The 24,746-nt window shown below is 55.3% G+C and carries 19 protein-coding genes; 11 read left to right on the top strand and 8 right to left on the bottom strand.

Annotated features, from left to right (window positions below; all coding sequences use genetic code 11):
• Positions 1-20: 20 nt before the first annotated feature.
• From HOV93_RS20120 to HOV93_RS20110, 3 genes are all read left to right on the top strand, one after another.
• Entirely contained in the window at positions 21-1,064 is a 1,044-nt protein-coding gene (locus HOV93_RS20120) for a threonine aldolase family protein (RefSeq protein ID WP_207398335.1), read from the top strand.
• A 283-nt stretch (positions 1,065-1,347) separates the two neighbouring features.
• The gene (locus HOV93_RS20115; protein WP_207398334.1) at positions 1,348-4,332 is read left to right on the top strand and encodes a serine/threonine protein kinase; all 2,985 of its coding nucleotides are present in this window, start codon (positions 1,348-1,350) and stop codon (positions 4,330-4,332) included.
• 25 nt (positions 4,333-4,357) lie between these two features.
• The gene (locus HOV93_RS20110) at positions 4,358-6,568 is read left to right on the top strand and encodes a hypothetical protein (protein ID WP_207398333.1); all 2,211 of its coding nucleotides are present in this window, start codon (positions 4,358-4,360) and stop codon (positions 6,566-6,568) included.
• Between the two features lie 43 nt (positions 6,569-6,611).
• Here HOV93_RS20110 and aroF read toward each other — a convergent pair whose 3' ends face one another.
• Both aroF and HOV93_RS20100 read right to left on the bottom strand, forming a co-directional pair.
• Positions 6,612-7,637, bottom strand: coding sequence for a 3-deoxy-7-phosphoheptulonate synthase (gene aroF, locus HOV93_RS20105; protein ID WP_207398332.1), 1,026 nt, complete (start codon positions 7,635-7,637; stop codon positions 6,612-6,614).
• 274 nt (positions 7,638-7,911) lie between these two features.
• Complete coding sequence (locus HOV93_RS20100; RefSeq protein WP_207398331.1) at positions 7,912-8,766, bottom strand: sensor histidine kinase; 855 nt, start codon at positions 8,764-8,766, stop codon at positions 7,912-7,914.
• A gap of 221 nt (positions 8,767-8,987) precedes the next feature.
• Between HOV93_RS20100 and HOV93_RS20095 the strand changes: the two genes are divergently transcribed.
• Positions 8,988-9,248 (top strand): hypothetical protein, encoded by a 261-nt coding sequence (locus HOV93_RS20095; RefSeq protein WP_207398330.1) that lies wholly within the window; start codon positions 8,988-8,990, stop codon positions 9,246-9,248.
• Between the two features lie 13 nt (positions 9,249-9,261).
• Here the strand turns inward: HOV93_RS20095 and nadD are convergent, their stop codons facing one another.
• Positions 9,262-9,885 carry a nicotinate-nucleotide adenylyltransferase gene (gene nadD / locus HOV93_RS20090; RefSeq protein ID WP_207398329.1) on the bottom strand — a complete coding sequence of 208 codons (624 nt, stop codon included), beginning with the start codon at positions 9,883-9,885 and terminating at the stop codon, positions 9,262-9,264.
• Positions 9,886-10,011: 126 nt separating this feature from the next.
• Between nadD and priA the strand changes: the two genes are divergently transcribed.
• From priA to HOV93_RS20065, 5 genes are all read left to right on the top strand, one after another.
• Complete coding sequence (gene priA / locus HOV93_RS20085) at positions 10,012-12,297, top strand: replication restart helicase PriA (RefSeq protein ID WP_315853442.1); 2,286 nt, start codon at positions 10,012-10,014, stop codon at positions 12,295-12,297.
• Between the two features lie 114 nt (positions 12,298-12,411).
• The gene (locus tag HOV93_RS20080; RefSeq protein ID WP_207398328.1) at positions 12,412-14,319 is read left to right on the top strand and encodes a sensor histidine kinase; all 1,908 of its coding nucleotides are present in this window, start codon (positions 12,412-12,414) and stop codon (positions 14,317-14,319) included.
• A gap of 82 nt (positions 14,320-14,401) precedes the next feature.
• Positions 14,402-14,866, top strand: a complete 465-nt coding sequence (gene rnhA / locus HOV93_RS20075; protein ID WP_207398327.1) for a ribonuclease HI — start codon at positions 14,402-14,404, stop codon at positions 14,864-14,866.
• 29 nt (positions 14,867-14,895) lie between these two features.
• Complete coding sequence (gene recG, locus HOV93_RS20070; RefSeq protein ID WP_207398326.1) at positions 14,896-16,992, top strand: ATP-dependent DNA helicase RecG; 2,097 nt, start codon at positions 14,896-14,898, stop codon at positions 16,990-16,992.
• 82 nt (positions 16,993-17,074) lie between these two features.
• A complete protein-coding gene (locus HOV93_RS20065; protein WP_315853441.1) occupies positions 17,075-18,532 on the top strand; it encodes a sulfatase family protein in 1,458 nt (485 codons plus the stop codon).
• A gap of 70 nt (positions 18,533-18,602) precedes the next feature.
• Here HOV93_RS20065 and HOV93_RS20060 read toward each other — a convergent pair whose 3' ends face one another.
• From HOV93_RS20060 to ubiE, 5 genes are all read right to left on the bottom strand, one after another.
• Positions 18,603-19,370, bottom strand: a complete 768-nt coding sequence (locus HOV93_RS20060) for a hypothetical protein (RefSeq protein WP_207398324.1) — start codon at positions 19,368-19,370, stop codon at positions 18,603-18,605.
• 126 nt (positions 19,371-19,496) lie between these two features.
• Entirely contained in the window at positions 19,497-20,648 is a 1,152-nt protein-coding gene (gene mqnE / locus HOV93_RS20055) for an aminofutalosine synthase MqnE (protein ID WP_207398323.1), read from the bottom strand.
• A 115-nt stretch (positions 20,649-20,763) separates the two neighbouring features.
• Positions 20,764-21,672, bottom strand: a complete 909-nt coding sequence (locus HOV93_RS20050; RefSeq protein WP_207398322.1) for a UbiA-like polyprenyltransferase — start codon at positions 21,670-21,672, stop codon at positions 20,764-20,766.
• Positions 21,665-22,318 carry a UbiX family flavin prenyltransferase gene (locus HOV93_RS20045; protein WP_207398321.1) on the bottom strand — a complete coding sequence of 218 codons (654 nt, stop codon included), beginning with the start codon at positions 22,316-22,318 and terminating at the stop codon, positions 21,665-21,667. Before HOV93_RS20045 ends, HOV93_RS20050 begins: the two co-directional genes overlap by 8 nt.
• Positions 22,315-23,025 (bottom strand): bifunctional demethylmenaquinone methyltransferase/2-methoxy-6-polyprenyl-1,4-benzoquinol methylase UbiE, encoded by a 711-nt coding sequence (gene ubiE / locus HOV93_RS20040; protein WP_207398320.1) that lies wholly within the window; start codon positions 23,023-23,025, stop codon positions 22,315-22,317. Before ubiE ends, HOV93_RS20045 begins: the two co-directional genes overlap by 4 nt.
• A gap of 241 nt (positions 23,026-23,266) precedes the next feature.
• Here ubiE and rpmE point away from each other — a divergent pair, with 241 nt between their 5' ends.
• Both rpmE and prfA read left to right on the top strand, forming a co-directional pair.
• Positions 23,267-23,497, top strand: coding sequence for a 50S ribosomal protein L31 (rpmE, locus tag HOV93_RS20035; protein ID WP_207398319.1), 231 nt, complete (start codon positions 23,267-23,269; stop codon positions 23,495-23,497).
• Positions 23,498-23,627: 130 nt separating this feature from the next.
• Positions 23,628-24,704, top strand: coding sequence for a peptide chain release factor 1 (gene prfA, locus HOV93_RS20030; protein ID WP_207398318.1), 1,077 nt, complete (start codon positions 23,628-23,630; stop codon positions 24,702-24,704).
• Positions 24,705-24,746 lie beyond the last annotated feature (42 nt).

The raw sequence follows: 24,746 nt of genomic DNA, 5'->3' as shown, positions 1-24,746 counted from the left end.
ACAACGTTTTTCAGGTCGCCATGAACTTTCCTATCGATCTTCGCAGTGACACTGTTACCCAGCCTACGCCTGAGATGCGGCAATTTATGGCCCAGGCCGAAGTGGGGGATGCCGTTATCGAAGTCGATCCGACGACCGAGCGGCTGGAAAAGCTCACCGCAGAGATGCTTGGCAAAGAGGCCGCAATCTACATGCCGTCGGGAAGTATGACCAATCAGATCGCAATCCGGTTGCACTGTCAGCCGGGGGATGAATTTCTGTGCGAGGAAAACTGCCACGTTTACAACTACGAACAAGCGGCCTTCGCGCAGCTAAGTGGCGTGGTGGCTCGCACGCTTCCCGGCGAGAACGGCGTTTTAAAGCCTGAGCAGTTTGAGGGAATAATCCGCCCCGAGAACGACCATCTGGTGCGGACGAAACTGGTTTGCCTCGAGAACACGCACAATCGTGGCTCCGGCAAAGTCCTGCCGTTTGAGACCGTCGAAAAGATTACAAGCTGGGCACACGCTGGCGGTCTCAAGACGCATCTCGACGGGGCCAGGCTCTTCAATGCCGCAGTAGCCACCGGTATCTCGGTGGCCGACTGGAGCGGCATGTTCGACACCGTCAGCGTCTGTTTCAGCAAAGGACTGGGGGCACCCGTCGGCAGTGCACTAGTCGGCCCGGCAGAGTTTATCCGTCAGGCAAAGCGAGGCCGTAAACTCTTTGGCGGGGGGATGCGGCAGTCCGGAATCATCGCCGCCGGTGCCCTGTTCGCCCTGCAGAATAATGTCGACCGGTTGAGCGAAGATCACGAAAAAGCCGCTAGGTTGGCTGAAGCTGTTCGCCAAAGCGAGGGGATCGCTTTAGATGTCGACCCAGTCGAGACCAACATTGTGATCTTCAGTATTGAGAAAGAATTGGGCACCGCAGCACAACTTCAGTCAGCGCTATCGGAAAAAGGCGTTAAGGTCCTCTCGGTTGCCCCCCAAAAGATCCGCATGGTGACGCATTTGGATGTTTCCATGACGCAAATCGATGCTGCTATTGAGGTTATCAAGCAAACACTGCCTGGGATGGCTTAGAAACACGGCGGCAACCTCAGACTGCCCGTCGTTTCTGTAAAGGTTTTTTCGATCGATTTTGACGCTTGTCCTGGTATTTCGGAGCATTCAGAGGAGGTGTCGGCAAGCCGTGAAAACCTGACCGAAGTTTTGCTCTTTGAGGAACCTGCGCGGTACACTAATAGGTTGACGGAAAACGGTTTACGCCCGCTAGTGGTTGTCGAGACTGACATGGCCAAGTGGATGTAAAATAGCCGTGCGGTCCGCGTCGTAATGGAACAACAGAGACTGATCGCAAACTAGCATGCAAGTTACCAAGACGAACGATTTCTGGAAGCTGATCCTTGAATCAGGCCTCATGACCAAAGAGGCCTGTAAGCCGCTGCATGATCAATATCAGCAGACGGCCAGCAATGGCGATGCCCGGGCACTAGCGACTTGGCTGGTCAAAGGTGGGCACCTCACCACGTACCAGGCCCGCGTTTTGCTGGCCGGTCGTGCGAAAGCCATCAACATCGGTGAATATCAAATCACCGATCGACTGGAAGCAGGGCCACTACAAGGGTCGTATGCAGGTAAGCATATTTCGACAGGGCATCCTGTTTGGTTGCACCCGATCGCACCTGAGATTCAGGAAGATACGGTTCGGTTTCCGATCGTTCAGCAGATGTGTCGATTGCGATCGTCCGTTCCCCATCCCCACCTGATTCGTTGCTTCCATTTGCGCCAAGGAACCAAGCGAAGCTACTTGGTCACCGAGCAACTCGACGGCAATCTATTGGCAGAAAGCCGCCCCGGCGACGGGGTGCCCATTCCGACGCCTGATTGCGCTCGCTTGGTCCGACAAGCTGCGATCGGTGCGACGCAAATTCATAGCCAGGGAATGGTTGTCGGCGATCTGACCATGAATCAACTGTGGCTCGAACCGACTGGCAACCTCAAGCTGTTGCATCTGCCGGTGCGTCCTGTGGAAGCCATTCAATGGTCGGATGAAGCTCAGAAAACACGTTTGGATGTGTTGGCAAATGTTGCCGCACCCGAACTTCAGCAAGCGGGGGCAGCCCCCACGAAGCTGAGCGACTTGTACGCGCTCGGAGCGATCCTGTTCGATCTTCTGACGGGTAAACCGTTTGTCGAAGGAAGCATCTCCGAGCGACTTCAGCAGCACGCCAGCGGCCAAGTTCCTTCGCCCCCCTACATCCCCGCCAACTTGGTGCAGGCCATTCAATATCTGCTTGCCAAGAACCCCGGCGGGCGTTATCAAAGCGCTCAAGATGTTGCCGAAGCTTTACGACCATTTGTCGACGCTACCCAGCTTTCGCCCCCGCTCGCCGATGCTCTGCCGACGATGGGAAGCTACCTGCAACACCTGACAGCCAATTCAAGTGAAGCGGTATCGCCTCCGGCTCCAGCTGCTGCGGCACTACCGGCAGTTCCCTTTCCTGGACAAGCCCCTGCCGCCGCTCCGATTCCGCAACCGGTTCCTCCTGCTGCAGCGCCCTTTCCTGGTGCAGCACCTCCGGCGGCTGGCCCACCTCAGCCGGTCGTCGCGACTCCGGCACCACCGGTTGCCGTTCCGCAAGCCGTAGTTGCTGCGGCTCAGCCTACCCAAGAGGGAGGACCCAGTCGCGCGACGGCATTGACCGAACGCATTCGTAAACGCAAATTGCAACGAAAAATCACTAGCTTAGTCGTTTTAGGGGTGATGGCGATTGCGGCGATTGTTGGTGGAATTTATGGCTATCAGGTAGCCTTCCCGACGGATGATATTGCCGACAATGGCGAGCAAGTCGAAAACCCACCGGAAGAGAACCCAGAAGCACCTCCGGTCGAACCAACTCCCGATGTAGAGCCCGAACCTGCGGCACCGGCTGGCCCTCAGATAGTGCAAGACGATGGGCAAACTCTGTGGGCCTCGCCGACCGATGGCCAGCCGATCGATTTAACAGGGGTCGCGAATGATACTCGCCTGGCGTTGGTCGTGCGAACGAGCGACCTGACCGGCAATCCGGAAGGGGATCGGATTCTCAGAGCTCTGGGGCCTGATTTTGCTGCCGTACGACAGCAGTTGGAAGGGGAGTTAGGCGTTCGTTTCGAGCAGCTTGAGACGTTGACGGTTAGCTTCGGAGCATCGACTGCCGGTGGGCCGCCTTGCCTGGTTGCCAAGCTTAAAGGGGGAACTAATCTGCTCTCCCTGTGGGGCAATCCCAATCCGATCGCCAGTGGCATACCGGCCATGTACGACGTGAAGGGCTGGACTGTCATGCCGATCCCCGGCAAGGAAGACAGCCAGTTCGTGGCTGGTTCGAAGGCCGTCGTCGAGGCGATTGCCCAGCGTGGCGTGGCCGCGCCTCAATTGACACGTGAACTAGAGCAACTTCGCCGCGAGTCCGACGATCAGCAAACGGTGAGCTTGCTGGTCGAACCTCAGTTCCTGGCTAACGCGAGCGGTCAGGTCATGCGAGGAGAACTGGCCGCCGGTGCCGCTGGCGTCAAGGACTTTCTCGGAGAGGGGATTCGCGCGGTTCTGCTGAGTGGGCACGTCGGCCAAAACCTGTACCTGGAAATGCGCTGCATGGGATCGCTCAGTCTCGATCCGCCTAGCCTGGCCAGTTCAGTAAAAGAACGGATTAACGGCGTCTCGCGTAAGTTGGAAGATGCCGTGCCAGGAGTGAACCCCACGCCTTATTGGCGCCGGCTGGCTTCGCGTTTCCCGAACATGGTTCAGTTTGCTTACCAGCAATCGCGAACTGGGGTCGAGGCCAATCAGGCAGTCATCAACATCATGCTTCCCGCCGCCGCCGGTCAAAACATGGTTGCTGGTGCCGAGTTGATGCTCGCCGCTAACTCGGCTGGTGCCGCCGGTCCGGCAAGTGGAGAAGCGATGCCGGCGGCGAAGACTCCGGAAACGATCCAGGAGAAGCTGGCCAGCAAAATGAGCATTTCGTTCCCGCAGAACTCGCTTGAGTTCGCCATTCGCGATATTGGCGAAGAAACCGATATTCCGATCGACATTATCGGTGGCGATTTGCAGTTGGACGGTATTACACGCAATAAGGAAATTAAAGACTTCACACACGACAACAAACCAGCTGGTGAAATTTTGGCCCAGTTGCTTGTGCGTGCCAATCCTGAGGCCTCGCCTGGCCCCAATAGTGAAGTGCAGAAACTCATTTACGTGATTCATCCCGTGGACGGCCCTGACGATGCAAAGAAGGTGCTAGTCACCACCCGCGCCGCTGCGGCAAAGAATAACTACACGTTGCCTGACGTGTTCAAGATCCAATAGCCTCTTCTTGTGCGAGAGTAATCGCGTGACCCTATTCCGAGTTCAATGCCCGACCTGTGCTGCTCGCCTCAAGGTGACCAGCCGTTCGCTCATCGGCCAGATCGTCAACTGCCCGAAGTGTGGCAGTATGGTCGAAATCCATGCACCGGATGGGAAAGCTGCGCCTGAAAAATCTACGCCCAAGGCCGCGCCGGTCGCCGCGCCCGTTGTTTCCCAGCCGGAAGCTCCTGCACCTGCTAACTCCGCGCCGGCGCCGCAGACATCGGAGCCACCGCCGCCGATAGCTCCCCCGACCGAAACACCTACGACGGACTCACCAGCCATCGAGGCATCGGCAACAGAGTTACCAGCCACCGAGTCACCGCCTGCCGCAGCCAAAGTTTCTAGCTCGGACGCAGTGTTCGAGAATCTCGACGAGATGTTGGCCGGTTCGCCTCCTGTTCAGACAACCACGCCAACTCCTTCGGCGACCCAGCCTCCCGAAGAAGCGACGCCCGAGGTCAACCGTTTTTCCAATACCGCTTCGGTTGGCAAAATGCGAAACCTGGCCCTGATCGGCGGAACGTCGGTCATGGCGATCGCCACATTCGCTGTGATTGGGTACGCCGTCTTCTCTGGTCGTGACCAAGAGGTGACGGTCCATCCGGAAGAGCCTGAGTCGACGCAGGTTGCCCAGTTCGAGCCACCTACCGAGGAAACGCCACCTGCGGAGACCGAGCCTGCTGCCGATGAAGAAACACCGCAGCCCACCCCGGAAGAACCAACTCCAGAACCTGCCGAGCCCCTACCAACCTCAGAAGAATCACCGGTCGAGTCGCCACCTCAGCCGGAAGCAGCCGACGAAACGACGCCTGAGCCAATGATGGCCAGCGAAGAGAACCCGTTTCTATTCGACGATCCGGGAGGGGCATCTCCTTCCGAAAAGCCGCCGGCGGCCTCGCCAAGCGAAGACGATGGAAAGCCGAAGGTTGCGGCCGCGAAACCTTCGATCTTAGAACTGAAGGACGACCCGCTGTATGAAGTGTTTGGCGAGTCGTTCCCCGTGTTGGATCCGGAAGTGTTCGAGCAATCGGCCAGTACCAATCCTGGCCCTGCGGAAGCGAACCCGGTCGTGCCGCAAGCCGACGTCTCTAAGGCGCCGGAACTTGTGCCGCCAATTCCTGAGGTGGATGTTGCTCAGCGGCTGCGTGATCCGATCATACGAATTGAATTCGATCAGATGCCGCTCAACGAGTTTGCTTCCTTCGTGACGCAGATGAGCACGGTGCCGGTCACGCTCGATCCTCTCGCGTTGGCTTCGGCTGATATCCATGCCAAAACGCCGATCTCCGTAAAACAGACCCAGACATCAATCGAAGGCATTTTAGAAACAGCCGTTCGGCCATTTGGGCTTGAAGTACGAGCGACAGATAAAAGTGCGCGATTACGTATCACGCAGCCGTTGGATGGCCACAAACGGGTCTCTCGTTTGTTGGTCGATGACTTGGCCACTCAGCAGAAAGAAGTGGCTGATATTGCCTACCTGATGACGCACTTGGTCGAGCCTCTTTCCTGGAAGCAGTCTCGCGGGGACGGGCTTTACCGGATCGATCCAGGGGCGATCATGATCACTCAAAGTGAAGTCGCGCATTTCAAAGCGGTTGTGTTTTTGGAGAAGCTGCGAATTGCTCGTGGTCTTCCGCAGCGTAGTACGTTTTCCAAAGAACTATTCGATTTGACGCTACGCAGCGACCAACTTTCTCCCGCTCTGCAGAAGGACGTGAAGCTGCAAGTCATTGTACCGACGCCACTGTACAAGGTGATCGACCAGCTTGAGAAGAAGAGTGGCCTGACCATTTTGTGCGACTGGGACTCGCTGGCGATGAATAAGTTAGGCCCTGCTACCCCGGTGACATTGTCCGCCCCAGGCGTGACCACGCAGCAAGCGCTTGAGCAATTTTGCAAGGCTTGGAAACTGGATGCTTTGCCGATCAATCCCACGACAGTTCAACTGATCAGCCAGCGCAGCGTACCCATCATGCCGTGGTTAGAGTTCTACGATGTTAGCAAGCTAGAGCTTGGTAAATCGGAAGCCGCCGCGCTGATTAACGGCGCCAAACGCGAGCTGACCGATCTTCGCAAGACAGGGTACGGCGATCTACTGTACGACCCCGTTTCCAAGCACCTGTTGGGGCTGCTCTCGAAAGACGATCACCAGCGATTGAAATTCGCTTTACAGCGGAAGATCTCCAACTGACGCGGAGATCTTCCGAGGCTTTTCCGCCAGACGATCTTTTGGATTAAACGTCAGCCCCGCACTGAATACCAACGGCATTGGCCACCGCGCGGCAGCGTGTCATGGTTTCCGTGAAGCTGGGTAAGTCGAGCGATTGGTAGCCGTCGCTCATGGCCTCGTCCGGCTCGGGGTGCACTTCCACGATGATTCCGTCGGCTTTAATTGCGACGCTGGCGACGCACATGTCCGGGACCAAGGATGCGTGCCCTGTGCCGTGGCTAGGATCGATCACCACCGGTAGGTGCGTCTTTTGATGCAGGTAAGTCACTGTGGCTAACGGAAGCGTGAATCGCGTATGCGATTCGAAGGTACGGATTCCCCGTTCGCAGAGCATAACGCGGCTGTTGCCTTCGTTGAGAATGTATTCCGCAGCCAGCAGAAGTTCGTCGATGGTGGCGGAAGGTCCGCGCTTAAGCAGAACGGCACGATCGACCCGGCCTACTTCTTCCAGCAGGCGGTAGTTTTGCATGTTACGAGCACCGATTTGCAGGACATCGGCGTACTTGGCAACGAGTGCAACATCTTCAGAAGCGACCACTTCGGTGACGATTGCCAGGCCTGTTTCTTCGCGGGCAGTGGCCAGCATTTTCAGGCCCTCTTCTTTCAGTCCCTGGAACGAGTAAGGGCTGGTACGTGGTTTGAATGCGCCTCCTCGTAGGGCCGTGGCGCCGGCGGCTTTGACTGACCGAGCCGTCTGGACAATTTGGTCTTCGCTTTCCACGCTGCAAGGACCGGCGATGACGCCACATTTCCCATTGCCGACTTCCAAACTGCCCGCTTTGACCAGGGTTGGCTCAGGCTTTACTTCACGACTAGCGACTTTGTAGGGGGCCAGGATCGGGACAACTTTTGAGACGCCTGCGACGGTCTCGAAAGATTCTCGCATTTCTTCTCGTTTATCACCAATTGCGGCGATCACGGTCCTTTCTGTCCCTTGAATGACATGGGCTTTGAGCCCTAGTTTCTCGACTTTCTCGGCGGCATGTTGAACCATCTCGCCGGTGGCATCCCGTTTCATGACAATGATCATTGCTTTCTCTTCCCAGTCTTCGTTTGGTGAGGTGTCAGGTCTTAAAGTTGGTGATAGAAACGAAAAAAGCCCTGAATCGCTTTCCGATTCAGGGCTTTTGGAGTTCTCGCGTTTTGCAGTTAGCAGTTTACACAGAATCCTCGGCCCTACTCGGAAAGTAGGGGAAATAGAAACCAAAAGTAAACTGCCAGCTGTTCATATCGCCTATTATGTGCGCGTTTTCGTTTGTGGCAAGCCCGAATTTGATGAACTTGCGGTGAAGCACGAAGTTTACTTAGTGCCGAACAGGCGACGTGGGAAGCATTTCGTTGCCTGCGATTGGTACGCCGCTAGAGACCGTTGAGGTTGCGGTTGGGTTCGCGGCGGCGGCCGGAATTCGAATCGTAAAGGCGGTTCCCATCCCCACGGTGCTTTGCACGCGAATCTTTCCGTTGTGGGCTTCGACAATGTCGCGGCAAGCGGCCAGACCGATTCCGGTTCCCCCTTTGCCCGTTTCATCAGGACCCGTTTTGGTCGTATAGAACGCATCAAAGATATGGGGCAACTGATCGGTCGGAATACCGGTGCCGTGATCGCGGACCAAGAGATCGACCGTGTGGGCCTGCTTATCGTAGGAAAGCTTTAGGATCAGGCACCCTCCTTTGGGCATTGCCTGACGAGCGTTGATCATCAGATTCAACAGCACCTGCTGAATTTGGTTGCCGTTGGCCATTGCCAAAGGAACGTCACCGTTTTGAAATTCCAATTCGATGCGATACTTGCGAAGTTCGCGTTCGAGTAGAACCATCGTATCGTCGACGATCTTCGACAGGTCAGTCGGCTCCATGCGGTTGCCACGGTTTTTGGCCATGGCCAGCACGCCAGTGGTGATCTTGGCGGCCCGATCTCCGGCGGCGGCGATCTTTTCGAAACAGTTGTTGCGTGTCTGTTCGTCTTGGTGACGCAGCCCCATCCGGGCATAGTTAATCACCGCCATCAGCACATTATTAAATTCATGGGTTGTCGTGCTGACGAGCTCCCCCATCGCGGACAGTTTTTGCGCTTCAAGCAGGCGGCGTTTCAAGATTTCAATTTCCTTCGCCTGACGTTCAATCAGCGAAGCGTCCGTGGGGGATTGCGAGTGGTTCATCCTTGACCCTGCTTCCGTGTTTAATCGCGACTGGTGAGCGAGCTAGCAGCCTGTATCAACCGAAATCGTAGAATCCTTTCGACGAAATCGACGGCCTAATCGCGCTGGCCCGTAATATGTCTATCGACGATTCCCCATTGATCGCTACAATTTCCGCCTGAACAATCGGCAACCTTTATTGTTGCTCATGCAAATTACCTAGATCATCGGAGTTCGCAAGGATGCACACCCTCGATCTGCTCGACCAGGCCATCGCTACCGCAAAGGACCTGGGCTATCAGATACGCCGTGAATGGCTCGACGGTCAAGGAGGCGGCGTTTGCGAAATCGCTGGCAAACGTTGGATCTTTCTCGATCTCAGCCTGTCTTCCATGGAGCAGCTAGATCAAGTGCTGGATGCCCTTAAAAGCGACCCTTCCTTAGAGCAAACACCCCTGACGCCGCAACTGGGGCAGGTGTTGGGGCGTCGACGCGCTGCATAACGGCAGTTGCGCACTAGGCCGGCGCCGCTTGTTTGCTAAAGACTCGCTGCGTTTCAAGGTACTTTTCGACACTGCGCGGCACCATATAACGGATGGATTTGCCGCTAGCGATCCGTTGGCGGATGTCCGTGCTGGAAAGATCAATCAGCGGCATTTCGACAAAATGCTGCTGGATGTGCGCCATTTGATCTTCGCTAAGGACTTCCGGCAGGCGTCCCCAGTCGCTTAAATCACTACCGGGACGGCCGACAGTGCAAATGGTGGCCAGCGCACAGATTTCTTCGATCTTGTGCCAATGAAAGAAAGAGGCAAATGAGTCGCCGCCGACCAGTAGGAATAGCTCGGCCTGGGGGACGATTTTCTGCACTGCTCTAAGTGTGTCGACAGTATAACTGAGACCACCCCGCTGAAGCTCAAGAGAACTGCATTTGAACGCAAGGTTGCCAGCGATCGCAAGTTCGATCATTGCCACGCGATGGGCATCCGAGGCCAGCACGCCGTCTTGTTTCAAGGGATTGGTAGCCGCTGGCAGAAACCACACTTCATCGAGTGCGTACTGCTCGCGACACGATTCTGCGAGGAGTAAGTGGCCGTTATGAATGGGGGAAAACGAACCCCCGTAAATTCCTAATCGCATGAAACTCCCCCTTTCTCGCTAGCCGATTTCGGCGTGGTGGGAAGGTTGCCGTCAAAGTGCTATCGTATCGGTCCTGGGCATAATTGGCCAGGATGACCGCTTCGACCGCCAACATTTCGGGATTTTGTGAAGAATCAAAAAGGACTTTTCGGCGACGATTCGACCCCCTGGGAGCAAGACGATGCCCAGACAGGGCTGGTTGCATCGATCGTAATGTCGACCGGGCCAGAGAAGTCGTTCGATTACCTGGTTCCCGATGAATTGGTAGGCGAAATCTTGCCGGGCCGCCGGGTTTACGTCCCCCTGGGAAGATCCAATCGCCGCGTGATGGCATACTGCGTGGCCGTCGAACGGAAAGAGTATGGCCGTCGCAAGTTGAAGTACGTGTTGTCGGCCCTCGATCAACAGACGCTGCTTTCCTCGCAAATGCTGCAGATGACCCAGTGGATGGCCGAGTATTACCTGGCCAGTTGGGGACAGGTTCTCGACGCGGTTATCCCGGCGGCAGTACGCGGCAATGCGGGGACGCGGGAAGTGACGCTGCTGAGCGTTCCCAGGGAAGTGGCTGTCCGGATTGCCACAATCAAGTTGCCTGAGAAACAGCATCACGTGCTGACTACACTGGCCGCTTCCAGTAAACCGATGACGCCTGGGGATTTGGCCGACAAGTGCCGCTGCACCCAGGCGCCCATCACCGGGCTTCGCAAAAAAAAGCTGATCGAATCCGAGGTTCGCCGCGTTAGTCATGCCCACTTCGACGAGATTGATATCGAGCGCGAAGTAGCCAAGACATTGAATGAAGCTCAATCGTCGGCGCTAAAAACGATCCTTGCCCAAGTCAGCGACCCGCAACCCAAGCCTATCTTGTTGCATGGGGTCACGGGCAGCGGAAAGACCGAAGTCTATATTCAGGCCATTGAGCACGTGATCGATCAAGGGAAGCAGGCGATTGTCCTGGTTCCGGAAATCAGCCTCACCCCGCAAACCAAGCAGCGATTTGCTTCGCGGTTCGATCGGATAGCCGTCCTGCACAGCCATATGAGCGATGTCGAACGGCACTGGCAGTGGAAACGCATTGCCTCAGGCATCGTCAACGTTGTGGTAGGGGCCCGCAGTGCCGTGTTTGCTCCGACACCACAGTTGGGGATGATCATCCTGGATGAAGAGCACGATACTTCGTTCAAGCAAGATTCCATGCCGCGCTACCATGCCCGGGAAGTCGCCGCGAAGCGGGCCGAATACGAGAAGGTCCCGCTGATTTTGGGGACGGCGACTCCTTCGCTCGAAACCTACTATCGCGCCCAGGAAGGTCAGTACGCGTTGATCCCAATGCCACACCGCATTGGCAATCGTCCATTACCAGCTGTGCGCACCGTCGACATGCGATACGACAAAACGGCCAGCTTTCGTGGGGCCATTAGTCGACAGCTTTACCAATCGATGAAGCGGACTCTTGAACTGGACGGGCAGATCATCTTGCTACTGAATCGTCGAGGGCATAGTACCCACATTCAGTGCCCAGCTTGTGGGCATCTGGTCGAGTGCCCTCACTGCGAAATTCCGCTGACGCATCATATCACCGACGGCAGCACGGTTTGCCATTACTGCGACTACCGGAGTTCGGCTCCCCGCGTCTGTCCGGAACCCACGTGTCGCTATAGCGGGATTCGATTTTCGGGAATCGGAACCCAGAAACTTGAGCAAGAGGTGAAGTCGAAATTCGGATCGTATCCGATCATTCGGATGGACTCGGACACGATGAAGAAGCCAGGGTCGCACGAAGCGGCGCTCGAGCGGTTTCGCAGTCAAGAAGTGAAGATTCTGGTCGGTACACAGATGATCGCTAAGGGGTTGGACTTTCCCAATGTGACACTGGTGGGTGTGATCAATGCGGACACAGCGTTGCACTTTCCCGATGTCCGTGCTGGTGAGCGGACCTTCCAGCTGATTACCCAAGTTGCCGGACGAACCGGTCGAGGAGACCTGGGGGGGGAAGTCCTGGTGCAAACGCTAAGCCCCGATCATCCAGCGATCGAGGCGGCCACGCGGCACGACTACGCACTGTTTGCCGAACGTGAGCTGCCATTTCGTCGCGACTTTCAAATGACGCCATTTGCGCACATGGTTCGGATCATTGCGCGTGGTCCGACGCAGCCTGCGGTGGAGCTTTTCATGCAGCAGGTTTCTGAGGAGTTGACTCGTTTTGCTCAAGAGCAGGGGGGGGATATCTCGCAGCAAGGCCCGGCTCCTGCCCCTATCGAAAAGCTGCGGGGGAATTATCGCTATCACTTACTGCTGCACAGCTTCGATCGACTTCTAATGAGGGCCGCGGTCCTGCGTTGCCGCGAAAAGGTAGCCGTTCCGGACGATGTCCTGTGGATTGCCGATGTCGACCCGATCGACATGATGTAGGCCAATCCAGGAAATCTGGGTAGTTTCAGAAGTGGGAAACTCCTAGAATTCAAAGGTAATCGATTCCACGTGTGTTCTGGCCGAACACTGAAAACTGAAGACTGAAAACGATCTATGTCCTATCGTTCCATCAAGCGCGTACTCGGCGAGACCAATCTCGAGCGAAAATGCCGCTTTCTGTACGGAACGTGTCTGTTGCTGCTGATTACCGGCAGCTTCTGGTGGTACGGACAGTCTACCGAACAGTTGGTGCATAACAACAACCTAAGTACCGGTCGGCATTTGGTCGATGCGGTGCTTATGAAGATCCACTGGAAGCATGATGCTCAGGCTCAGAAAAATCCTGAAGGATGGGACGAGCACGTTCGCGATACGGGGCTCGAACTGGAGTACATGAAGTACGACTGGGAAGTGATGACACTTGACCCGGCCGACCGCAAGCTTGCCGCAACGAGTCGACCCGAAGAACGCATTCTTCTGCCTGCCAATGAAGAGGAAGCCGAGATCCTACGGCGGTTGAAGGATATTCAGCAAACGCGTGATAAGGATATCCTCGAAAAATTCCTCAGCACGCCTGGCATCAGCACCCAAGAAACGACCGACGAATTCGTGGAACTAGGGCGGGGTGGTGACGATAACGACGAAGACACCATTGCCTATTCGCCGGCGTCGGAAGCTTTCTACGATGCCCAGCGTCAGAAGTACATTTACTATCAGCCCATCTATTGGAAACGAAACTGCACAGTTGCCTGCCACAACACGAATCTAGATCTGGCCGTCTCGACCACTGGGTTTCCGCTTGAGAATGAATTGCCTTTCAACGTGATCAAGATCGTCAAAGACGACGAGATCACGCAGATCGCGCTTACCAAAAACCGGGCCTACCTGCTCGCTACGGCGATCATTACGGTGGCGCTTTCCATGATCGCACTTTACTTGATTGTCCGGTACATCATCGTGAAACCGCTGACTCACCTGCGTGATGTGAGCGACGAGGTGAGCCAGGGACACTTGGACGTACGAGCCGAGATCTACACTGGTGACGAATTTGAAGATTTAGCGACATCGTTCAACCGCATGTTGGCTCACTTGATCGATGCCCAGAACAAGTTGACCTACGTCAACCACGATCTCGACGGCAAGGTCGATCAACTGGCCCAAGCCAACATGCAGTTGTACGAGATGAACTGCTTGAAAAGCGACTTCCTGGCAAGTATGAGCCACGAACTGCGGACGCCGCTCAATAGTATCTTGGGTTTCTCGGACGTGCTGCGTGGCATCGACAGCCTGAACGATAAACAGAAGCGTTACGTCGAGAATATCCGAAAATCGGGGCGTTTGTTGTTGGACATGATCAACGACATTCTCGACCTAGCCAAGGTGGAAAGCGGCCGGATGGAAGTCCGCCCGTCGCGCTTCTCGGTCGCCTCGATTGTCAGCGGCGCGTGTGACATGGTTCGCTCTCTTACTGAAGAAAAGAACATCGATCTGACGTGTCACGTCGATCCCCAGGAAGAGCCGGCGCTTCAGGACCAATCGAAGTTCCAGCAAATTCTGACGAACTTGCTTTCCAATGCCATTAAGTTCACGCCGGAAGGAGGACGCATTGTCGTTAAAGCGAATCGCATCGACAATCGGCTTGAGCTTTCGGTGAGCGACACGGGTGTGGGCATTGCGGAAGAGGATCGCGAAATCATTTTCGAGAAGTTCCGACAAGGAACGGCCTCGCAAGGGGACACACTCACGCGTGAATACTCGGGGACAGGCCTCGGCTTGTCGATCGTCCGAGAGTTATGCCAACTGCTAGGTGGAACGGTTCGCGCTGAGAGCGAACTGGGCAAAGGTAGCACGTTTTTCGTGGACATCCCGTGGGTAATTGAAGACCGTCCCGATGTTCGTGAAGACTCGTTCACTTCCCGCATCGATGACATCACGAAGAGCAAGCATGGCGATTTTGTCCGAATTCAAGGGTCGCGTCAGGTAGAAACGCCGGAAACGATCGATTCGACGACGAGAAATTGATCATCTTGAAAGTGGGGCTTTATCCCAGGCGCATCCCGGGACATAATCGCTCGTTTAGCGATCGATTCATAGGGAGCAGTGCATGGCGGCCACCTTCGAGCCTGAGGTTCTTCTTTACACCGATGGAGCCTGTAGCGGGAACCCTGGCCCCGGCGGCTGGGCGTGCATCTTGCGGCATCCTTCTACCGGCAAAGAAATGGAAAAATCAGGCGGCGAACGCGAGACGACCAACAATCGCATGGAATTGATGGCCGTCATCCAGGGCCTGCAAACCCTGAGCCGGGCATGCAATATCGAACTGTTTACCGATAGCGTGTATGTCGGCAAAGGCATGACCGAGTGGATGCCAAACTGGAAGAAGAACAACTGGCAACGCAAAGAAGGCAAACAGTGGAAGCCAGTTAAGAATGACGACCTGTGGAAACAGTTGGACGAGCAACTGCAAAAACATCGCGTGAAATATACCCGGGTCGCCGGTCACAGTGGACACCCGGAAAACGATCGTTGCGATGAATTGGCCGTGGCGGCGTATCAGCCGTACCGATAACCCCGACGGATCGCCCTGGTGAGGACGGAATGTCAGACAGCCACGCTTCGACCCCTCTGCAGCGTCTTCGCACGCCGGTTCAGTTCCTCAAAGGGGTCGGTCCGCAACGTGCCGAGAAGTTGGCTAAGCTTCAACTTTATACAGCGCTGGACCTCATCTTTTTCTTTCCGCGCGACTATCAAGACTTGCTAGAGATTGTCCCTACCGACGATCTCAAAGAAGACGAACCCGCTTCGATTACCGGCGTGATCGAAGACGTCGACTTCCGCGGAACCGGACCTGGACGCAGCATACTGGGAGTACTCGTTCGCGATAATCAGGCCTACGTTCGCGGTGTTTGGTTTAATCAGCCTTTTCTGCGAAAGCGATTTCAAATCGGACAGCACGTGATCGTATCGGGTCGTCCTCGGTTTCAAGGCAATCGCTGGGAAATGGCCCACCCGGTGGTCGATATCGTCGAGCCAGGCGATCACCCCGAAGGGGGCAAACTGCTGCCGATCTACCCACTAACCGAAGGAGTTCGCCAGGGCTTGATGCGGAAGATGGTTCACACGGCGCTCGAAACGCATGGTGGCGATCTGGAAGAAGTTCTGCCTGACTCGTTTCTGAAGCAACACGAGCTGCTCTCCGTCCACGATGCACTGAATAAGATTCACCGCCCGCACTCTCGCGATGACATGGAAGCAGCCCGAAAGCGGTTCATCTATCAGGAATTGCTTGTGCTGCAACTTGCCATGTCGCTCAGGAAGCATCAGCTCAATGACCGTAAAAGTGCGCTGCCGATTCCCGTTGATTTTCGGATTGATGAACGTATCCGTAAGCTGCTTCCGTTTGAATTGACCGAAGACCAGAACAAGTCGATCCACGATATCTGCCATGACCTGAACCGCACGATCCCCATGAACCGGCTTCTGCAAGGAGACGTGGGAACCGGTAAGACAATGGTCTCGGTCTATGCAATGCTGGCCGCCGTTGCCGCCAAGACCCAGGCCGCCCTGATGGCTCCGACGGAAGTCCTGGCCAAGCAGCACGCAAGAACCCTGACCAAGCTACTCAGTCATGCGAAAGTTCGGATTGGGGTACTGACGGGCTCGCTGACCGAGAAGGAACGCTCGAAGCTGTTGGCAGAGGTCGCCGCCGGTGAGATCGACCTACTGATCGGAACTCAGGCCATCATTGCGACCGAAATTGCGTTTCAAAAGCTCGGCTTGGTGATCATCGACGAGCAGCACAAGTTCGGCGTCCGTCAACGCGCCGCGCTGCGAAGTGCGGGCAACGATCCGCATTACCTGGTGATGACCGCCACGCCGATTCCCCGCACGGTGGCCTTGGGCATGTTCGGAGATCTTGATATCTCGACCATCCGCAACGCCCCGCCTGGTCGGCAGTCAGTCAGCACTTACATTGCCGAAGACGAGCAGCGGGCCAAGTGGTGGGAGTTTTTTCGCAAGAAGCTTCGTGAAGGGCGGCAAGGTTACGTCATTGCACCGCTGGTTGATGAAACGCAGCGCGACGACACACTCGGCGGCGTCGAGCAACTGCTCGAGCACCTGGCCAACGGCGAACTGGAAGAGTTTCGTTTGGAGATGTTGCATGGACGCATGCCGCCAGCCGAAAAGGATGCTGTGATGCAGCGTTTTGCCAATCATAAGATCGATGTCTTGATTGCCACGACGGTGGTGGAAGTCGGCGTCGACGTCGCGAATGCGGTGCTCATGACGATAGAAAGCGGCGAACGCTTCGGCCTGGCTCAACTGCATCAGCTTCGCGGTCGGATCAGCCGTGGCAAGCACCCCGGCTATCTTTGTGTGTTTGCCAATCCGGCAACGGACGCCTCGAAGGAACGCTTAGCGGCATTCGCAGGCACTACCGACGGATTCGAGTTGGCCGAAGTCGACTTTAAGCTTCGTGGCCCCGGCGATCTGTTCGGGTGGAAACAACACGGCATGCCCCCGCTACGAATCGCTGATTTGCAGCGCGACGGTGAACTGCTGGCCAAGGCCCGTGAGGATGCGTTTTCGATCACCGATACCGATCCCAACCTGGCCGGGGCGAAGTGGGAAAAGCTTCAGCGAATGGTAATGATCCGATACGGGAAATCACTCGATATTGGCGACTTGGGTTAGCCCTTATAGGAAAGTTGAGTGCCAGAGAAAAGCTGGTATGCTACTGGGATACATCTCCCGGTCCGTATCGAAGGTCTTTTCCGTGTATAGATTTACAGAAATTGGATGCAGTCTTTTTCTCGTCATCCTAATGACAACGATCGGCTGGGGAGAAAAGCCAAACATTGTCATCGTGCTGACTGATGATCAGGCACCTTGGGCGTTTGGATCGGCCGTACGTTCCGGTCAGTATCGCAATGTTCCCCCTGCGGCGACACCCAACCTGGATCGCCTCGCCAGCGAAGGAGCCGTCTTTCGTAATTTCTTTTGCACGACACCTGTTTGCAGTCCGGCCCGTGCTTCGTTCATGACAGGACGGTATGCCAGTGAGTTGGGGATTCCCGATTTCATTCCTCAGCCAGGACATAAGCTATACGATCCCAACGACGAAGTTCGCTTGGATCCCGATGGTACGTTCACCATTGCTGAGCTTCTCAAAACGGCCGGCTACCGAACCGGGCTGGTCGGCAAGTGGCACTTGGGGGACTGGACCGCTCCGGGCAATGAGAAGTTTCATCCGACGCAGCACGGGTTCGATTACTTCATGGGACTTACCGGCGGTGGAACGTCTCCGGATAACCCGATGTTGGAAGAAGACGGAGTGATTCGCAAGTTCGAGGGGCTTACGACCAATATTCTGACCGATCGGGCAATCGGCTTTATCGAAAGAAACAAGCAGCGTCCTTTCTTTTTGTGCCTGTCGACCCGGGCACCGCACGGTAAATGGTTGCCGGTAGCGCCCGAAGATTGGCAGCCGTACGCCGAACTCGATCCTGCAATCCCTGATTACCCCGGGCTCGACATCGTGCGGATTAAAAAGATGATGCGTGAGTACCTGGCCAGCACCTCAGGCGTCGACCGAAACCTAGGTCGGCTACTCGCCGCGTTGGATGAGAATCAGTTGGCGGATAATACATTGGTGATTTTTACTTCCGACCACGGGTTCAACATGGGGCACCATGGCATCTGGCACAAAGGGAATGGCTTGTGGGCGACCAAAAAGCAACCGCCAGGCGAGGTTCACAACGGTGTTAAGGTGATTTCCAATAAGTACCGTCCAAACCTGTATGAGGAGTCTCTTCGAGTCCCGGCTGTAGTGCGTTGGCCAGGCATCGTTTCGCCGGAAACAGAGATTGCTCAGACGGCGACGGCGCTCGATATTTTCCCCACGCTGGCACAATTGGCTGGTGTACAAGCAGACCCGCAGCTGAAAGGCCGTAGTCTTTTGCCGCTGTTAAAGGGTGAGCAACCAGAAGACTGGAGCAACGACGTCTTCGCTGAGTACAACATGATCCACTATGCGACCGCTTCGCTTCGATGTTACCGAACCGATCGTTTTAAGCTCGTGCGTGACGATCACAACCAAGGCTGCGACGAGTTCTACGATTTGGTGGAAGACCCGAATGAAAACAACAATTTGATCAACGATTCGCGGCCAAACATTAAGCAGAAGATTCAAGAGCTTGATGTGTTGCTGCGCCAGTATGACGCCAAACGCTGACGGTATTACCTTTAGGCTCGTCTGTAGTCCAATCCAGCGACAATGATTGTGATGGGCTCAAGATCTTGAGCTACTCATCCTTCTTGCCCCAGCGGAATTTGATGGAGGGTAGCTTCCAGCCTTTCTTCTCTTCTGCATTGGCCTGGTTCGGTTCCGTCGCTACTGACTCGTCGTCCATTGGCAAATTTTCCGCGGGTGCACCTTCTTCGGCGAGTAGAACGACGGCCTCTTTCGGCTGATCACTGTCATCGCCCGAGAACATCCCTTTGAGTTTTTGCTTGATCGCGTTCGATCCGCGTTCGGCTAGTTCACCGCCCACTTGTTCCAGGTTGGCCCAGTTTGAACGAATCGCTTCGACATCATCGCTCGTAGAAGGTCGACCATCGGGGCCGTCAGAACTGACCACAATCCACCAGCCCATCAAGGACTTCTCGGTATCTAAACGGACCGGTTGTCCCCAGGCATCTTGCTCAGAGAGGGGACCATTTTGGAAAACGGGATCATCTTCGGTCGTTTGCTGGTAATACTTTTCAGCTAAGCGATCGACGAGGCGTTCGGTTTGGTCGACCTTCTGCTGATGATGGCTTTGCCACCAAGCCAGAAGGGATAGGGAAATGAAAACGGTGCCAAAAAAGATGACAGCACCTCCGATTCGTGTCGCAAAAGGGGTGAACTCGTCTTTGCGACGCTGTTCGTTCCGTTGGAGTGCGCCTTTGTAACCGTAGCGAATACTGTCGATAGAAAACCAGACCGCACGAATGCAGATATCCGCTACGTAGATGCATGCGTACACGAAAAATTGGAATATGGCTCCAATTACTTCGACGATCGCATCCATGGCAAGGCCCGTAGGGTAAGACTAACTTGATATCCAATACCAAGTTAGCCTCATGTTTCCATTGGTGCAATCAAGTGGCTCGCTGCGAAGACATGAGGAGGCGTCCCCCTCAGCCGTCCTTGCCAATTAGCCTACTTCCACGGGCTCGCCGGTTGTCCATTCCGACTGATTCTGTGGATCGCGAATCACCCGGTTGTAGACCGTGTCGCGTTCGACCGGTTCTCGGCCGGCCTCGACGATCAGTCGCTGGATGTCTTCCACCGACATGACTTCCGGGGTGGTGGCTCCGGCGTCGTGGTAGATCAGTTCGTGACGTACCGTTCCGTCGATGTCGTCGGCTCCGTATGACAGGGCTGTTTGCGCCGTGCCGATACCGAGCATGATCCAGTACGCTTTGATGTGTGGAAAGTTGTCCAGCATCAAGCGCGAGACGGCCATCGTTCGCAGGTCCATCATCACCGATGGCTTCTTCAGCTTCCTCAGTTCGGCCAACTCGGTGTTGTCTGGGTGAAAGGCCAGCGGGATGAACGTTTGGAAGCCGCCGCTGACGTCTTGAGTCTCTCGCAGGCGAATCAAGTGGTCGACTCGATGATAAGCGTTCTCGATGTGCCCATACAGCATGGTGGCGTTCGTCTTGATGCCCAGTTCGTGGGCTGTGCGATGGATCTCGTGCCATTTGCCGGTGTCGGCTTTGTGTTCGCAGATCTGGTCGCGGACTTCGCGGTGGAAGATTTCAGCGCCACCGCCTGGCATGCTGCCGAGGCCCGCGTCACGTAGGATTTCCAAGATCTCTCGAACCGACTTCTTGGTAAGGAACTCGAACCAGTTGATCTCGACCGCAGTCCACGCTTTGAGGTGCAGCATAGGGAATGTGTCGTGCAGGATCTTCACGACGTTGACGTACCAGTCGAACTTCTTTTGATGGTGCAGACCGCCAACGATGTGCATTTCGGTGCAACCGTTATCGACCGCTTCCTGTCCGCGAGCGAGGATCTGCTCGTCGCTCATCAGGTACCCGCGAGGGTCGCGAAGATCGGCCCGGAACGCACAGAAGTTGCAGCGGTAGACGCAGACATTGGTCGGGTTCAGGTGCGTATTGATGTTGAAGTACGCATAGTTGCCATTCTTCCGCTCGCGAACCTTGTTGGCCAACTCCGCGACTTCATTTAGCGGAACGTCGTCCCGGTAAAGGAAAACCCCTTCGTCCAGGTTCAGGCGTTCGCCGTTTTCGACCTTCTTACCGATGGTATCCAACGAAATCTTGTCTGCTCGAATCATTCCAGGTCGCTTGGCTGAATAAAAGGGAAGAATGTTCTTATGCTGTGGCAACCGCACTGTCAGTGCGATCATTAACGTTTATGGTCGCGATTTGGCCGTCATGCTGCAAGGTGGGTCAGTTCCAAAGGAGATCCAAGCTGGTAAACGCCAGGACTCCAAGCCCAATGACTGTATTCACATTGAAAAACGCCAGATTGACCTTCGACAGGTCATTGGGGCGGACCAAAGCGTGTTCGTACAGCAGCAGAGCGGCAACGGCGGCCAATCCGATCCAGTAAATAATACCAAGCGACGCAGCCGTAAAGGGCAGGGCAGCGAAGGCCAGCACGGCCAGCAAGTGGCTGACAGCAGCAATCCGTAAAGCTCCTGGCACACCGTACTTAGCTGGCACACTGCGGAGCTTGGTATCGCGGTCGAAATCGGCATCTTGACAGGCATAAATGATGTCGAACCCGGCGACCCAGAACAGGACCCCTAATCCGAGCATCAATGCCGGCAGGATGTCGGGCGGGTGGGCCAGAACTACTTCTCCGCGAATCGCCACCCACGCACAAATGGGGGCGAGCATCAGGGAAACCCCAAGCCAATAGTGGGCCAAAGAAGTGAAACGTTTCGTGTAGCTGTATCCGCACAAAAATGCCAGGACTGGCACCGACAATGCCAGCGGCAGCCAGTTTGGCCAGAATAAGAGCGTCGAGGCAACAAAGCCGATGCTACAACCGACGGTGAAAAAGGCGACACTCTGCACCGAAAGTATGCCCGAGGGTAAATGCCGTGTGGCGGTTCGTGGGTTCCCGGCATCGATTTTTCGATCCACCAACCGATTGAATGCCATTGCAGCGCTACGGGCAAAAACCATGCACAGCACAATTCCTAGTCCTGCTTGCCAGCTAAGCGATACGGTTTGCCCTTCAGGAGCCGGTAGGCACCAAGCCATGAGGGTTGCCAGCACGGCAAACGGCATCGCAAAAACCGTATGGCTGAAGCGGATCATTTCCAAAATGTGACGAAGTCGCTCAGGCATCTTCTCCCCAGCGTTGCATTAAAGCGTGTGGAATTTCCAGCTGATCTAAAATGCGGGCAACCATGAAGTCGATCAGGTCATCGAGCGACCGCACCCCGTGATACCAGCCTGGCATGGCCGGCATCACGACCGCACCGGCCTCGGTTGCTTTTTTCATGTTGTCGATGTAACCGAGGGAGAGGGGCGTCTCACGTGGCACAAGGATCAGTTTACGGCGTTCTTTCAAATGGACTTCGGCAGCCCGTTGAATGAGATTGGTGCAAGTACCACTGACAATTCCAGCGAGGGTGCCTCCGGAGCAAGGGCACACGACCATGCCTGCCGAACGAGCCGATCCACTGGCCATGGGCGACATGAAATCGGCGTAGTGGTAGTACTGAAAGTCGCCTGGCGTAGTGGCTTGATTGAGTTTGACCGTTTCGAGTAATCGCTTATCGTCGGCGTCGATCGTCAATGGAACGAGCGTTTCGGGATCGAAGTTATCGAGTTCCAGCCGGATGCCCAATTCCTGCTGAAATACGACCTTGCCGGAAGGGCTGATCGAGAGTTGCACATCGTAGCCGCTGTGGTGCAGCACGTTCAAAAGCCGCTTTGCATAGACGGCTCCGCTTGCTCCGGTGATTGCCACGACTACGGGCAGGCTCATTTTGTCCCCACGTATAATGTTGCCACGCCAAAAGTAAACGGCTTGAAGTAGACATCTTTCAGCCCAACGGCTCGCATCCGCTCGGCTAACGCTTCGCCATGTGGGAACTCGCCGACACTGTCTGGCAAGTACTTGTAGGCATCTTGCTTGTTCTTGGCCAAGGCCTGACCGACACGGGGAAGAATGTTCTTAAAGTAGAACTGGTAGAGACCGCGGATTGGCTGATAACGGGGTTGCGAGAACTCGAGCACCGCGATCTTACCTCCGGGCCGGCAAACGCGAGCCATCTCTTTCAGGCCCAGATCGGTATCGGCAACATTCCGGAGACCAAACGCGACGGAGACGATCTGAAACGTGTCGTCATCGAAGGGAAGTTGCTGGGTATCGGCCTCTTGAAAGCGAACCTGACCGTTGATGCCGAGTTTTTGCTTCTTAACTTCGCCGACCTCAAGCATTTCGGGGCAGAAGTCTGTGGCTTCGACTTGAACTTTACCATCGGCTGCTTTGTAGTACGCCAGGGCCAGGTCGCCGGTCCCTGTGCAGACGTCCAAGATAGGGCTATCGCCAGTAGGGGGGACGATTTTAACGGTTCGCCAACGCCAGTATTTGTCGATATTCATCGACAAAAGATGATTCATGCGGTCATAGTTGCCCGCAATTTCCGAGAACATCTGTCGAACGCGGGTTCCCGATTTGTCGATCGCCATGCGTGCTTGGGCCTGAATTGTCTTAAACCTAACGGGTGAAACTATTTAATCTACCGGAATTGTCACCTTCTGGTAACATCCCATGTCTTGTGAATTGCTATCTGCCGGTAAGCTCGAGGGGAGGGGGGTAACTACGATTGCCGATTCGGCATCAGAACTCTATAATCGTAGGTTTCCCAGCATCTCAAGGGAACGGACCGGCGCAGGGCTAGTCCGCGAACTTGTCACGGAGTGAAGGTCCATGAGAGAAAAAATCCACCCCAAATATATTGATACAGTCGTGAAGTGCGGTTGTGGCAATTCGTTCACCACGCGAAGCACCCGCAAGGAAATCGTGGTCGACGTTTGCAACGTGTGCCACCCTTTCTACACCGGTAAGGAACGCTTCCTTGACGCGGGCGGTCGTATCGAGAAGTTCAAGAACAAGTTCGCAGGCAACTACGCCAGTCTGTCGAAGAAAAAGAAGAAGTAGCTTCTTCCATTTTAACCGTCATCATCACGCGAGTTTCCTGGCATTGGGGACTCGCGTGTTTTCGTAGAATCCCGCAATCGACCTGACTTATTAATCAGCCGGTCAGGTACCTCTCAGGACAAAGCCTCTCATGCGCGAGATTTTGGAAGAAAAGCTTTCTCGCTTCGAGTTTCTCGAACAGCAGATGAGCGATCCAGACGTTTTGTCGAACTCGTCGATGATGGCGAGCGTTGCGCGCGAACATGGCACGTTGGCCCGTACGGCGACACGCTATCGTCAGTTCAAAGATATCGTGAGCGAGATCGAAGATGCTCGAGAACTGATGGAGGGAGACGATGTCGAGATGGCCGAATTGGCTGAAGCGGATCTCGTAGACCTCAAGGCGAAACGAGAGAAGATCTGGCGCGATCTATTAGACATGACGATCGGTGGCGAAGATGCTGATCGTGATAAAATTGTGCTGGAAATTCGTGGCGGTGCCGGTGGTGATGAAGCGGCTCTTTTCGCCCGTGACCTCTATGAAATGTACAAACGCTTCGCGGAAACCAAGAAGTGGAAGTACGAGATCATGGAATCTAGCCCGACCGAACTAGGCGGATTCAAGGAAGCGATTATTTCCGTCCATGGCGAAGGTGTCTATCGCGAAATGCAATACGAGAGTGGCGGCCACCGTGTGCAGCGCGTTCCGGAAACGGAAACCAAAGGTCGCGTGCACACCTCGGCGGCTACCGTGGCGGTGATGGCGGAACCGGAAGAAGTCGAGTTCAATCTCAGCCCTGATAGTTACACGGTCGAACGTTATGCGGCCAGTAGTGGTCCCGGTGGGCAGCACGTCAACAAGACAGCATCGGCCGTGCGTTTGATTCACCAGGAAACGGGCGTCATCGTCCAGTGCTGTGAAGAACGAAGTCAGCACAAGAATCTGGATCGTGCTTTGCGTTTGTTGAAGACCAAGCTGTATGACAGCCAACGTGCGAAAGAAGCCCAGGAGCGTGCCGACGAGCGAAAGAGCCTGGTCGGGTCTGGCGACCGCAGTCAGCGTATCCGAACTTATAACTTCCCCGAAAATCGCATCACCGATCATCGTATCAATTTGACGTTGTATAAGCTCGATCAGGTCATGGCCGGCCAAGTACAGCAGGTTATCGACGCGTTGATCGATCATGATCGCGAACAGCTTCGCGGCGAGATGGGAGATCTCGACTAATAAGCCTGCGATTTGCCGTTTGTCCCAATCCTTCCTTCAAGG

It is taken from the genome of Bremerella alba, from assembly GCF_013618625.1.
Taxonomy (GTDB): domain Bacteria; phylum Planctomycetota; class Planctomycetia; order Pirellulales; family Pirellulaceae; genus Bremerella; species Bremerella alba.
This window is presented reverse-complemented; position numbering and strand designations above follow the sequence as displayed.

Coding starts and splice junctions, on each gene's coding strand:
- mqnE (WP_207398323.1), bottom strand. CDS start 20,648: ATGATTCGAGCAGACAAGATTTCGTTGGATACCATCGGTAAGAAGGTC.
- HOV93_RS20045 (WP_207398321.1), bottom strand. CDS start 22,318: ATGAGCCTGCCCGTAGTCGTGGCAATCACCGGAGCAAGCGGAGCCGTC.
- HOV93_RS20080 (WP_207398328.1), top strand. CDS start 12,412: ATGTCCTATCGTTCCATCAAGCGCGTACTCGGCGAGACCAATCTCGAG.
- nadD (WP_207398329.1), bottom strand. CDS start 9,885: ATGCGATTAGGAATTTACGGGGGTTCGTTTTCCCCCATTCATAACGGC.
- HOV93_RS20115 (WP_207398334.1), top strand. CDS start 1,348: ATGCAAGTTACCAAGACGAACGATTTCTGGAAGCTGATCCTTGAATCA.
- ubiE (WP_207398320.1), bottom strand. CDS start 23,025: ATGGCGATCGACAAATCGGGAACCCGCGTTCGACAGATGTTCTCGGAA.
- HOV93_RS20050 (WP_207398322.1), bottom strand. CDS start 21,672: ATGCCTGAGCGACTTCGTCACATTTTGGAAATGATCCGCTTCAGCCAT.
- recG (WP_207398326.1), top strand. CDS start 14,896: ATGTCAGACAGCCACGCTTCGACCCCTCTGCAGCGTCTTCGCACGCCG.
- prfA (WP_207398318.1), top strand. CDS start 23,628: ATGCGCGAGATTTTGGAAGAAAAGCTTTCTCGCTTCGAGTTTCTCGAA.
- rpmE (WP_207398319.1), top strand. CDS start 23,267: ATGAGAGAAAAAATCCACCCCAAATATATTGATACAGTCGTGAAGTGC.
- HOV93_RS20060 (WP_207398324.1), bottom strand. CDS start 19,370: ATGGATGCGATCGTCGAAGTAATTGGAGCCATATTCCAATTTTTCGTG.
- HOV93_RS20120 (WP_207398335.1), top strand. CDS start 21: ATGAACTTTCCTATCGATCTTCGCAGTGACACTGTTACCCAGCCTACG.
- HOV93_RS20100 (WP_207398331.1), bottom strand. CDS start 8,766: ATGAACCACTCGCAATCCCCCACGGACGCTTCGCTGATTGAACGTCAG.
- HOV93_RS20095 (WP_207398330.1), top strand. CDS start 8,988: ATGCACACCCTCGATCTGCTCGACCAGGCCATCGCTACCGCAAAGGAC.
- rnhA (WP_207398327.1), top strand. CDS start 14,402: ATGGCGGCCACCTTCGAGCCTGAGGTTCTTCTTTACACCGATGGAGCC.
- aroF (WP_207398332.1), bottom strand. CDS start 7,637: ATGATCATTGTCATGAAACGGGATGCCACCGGCGAGATGGTTCAACAT.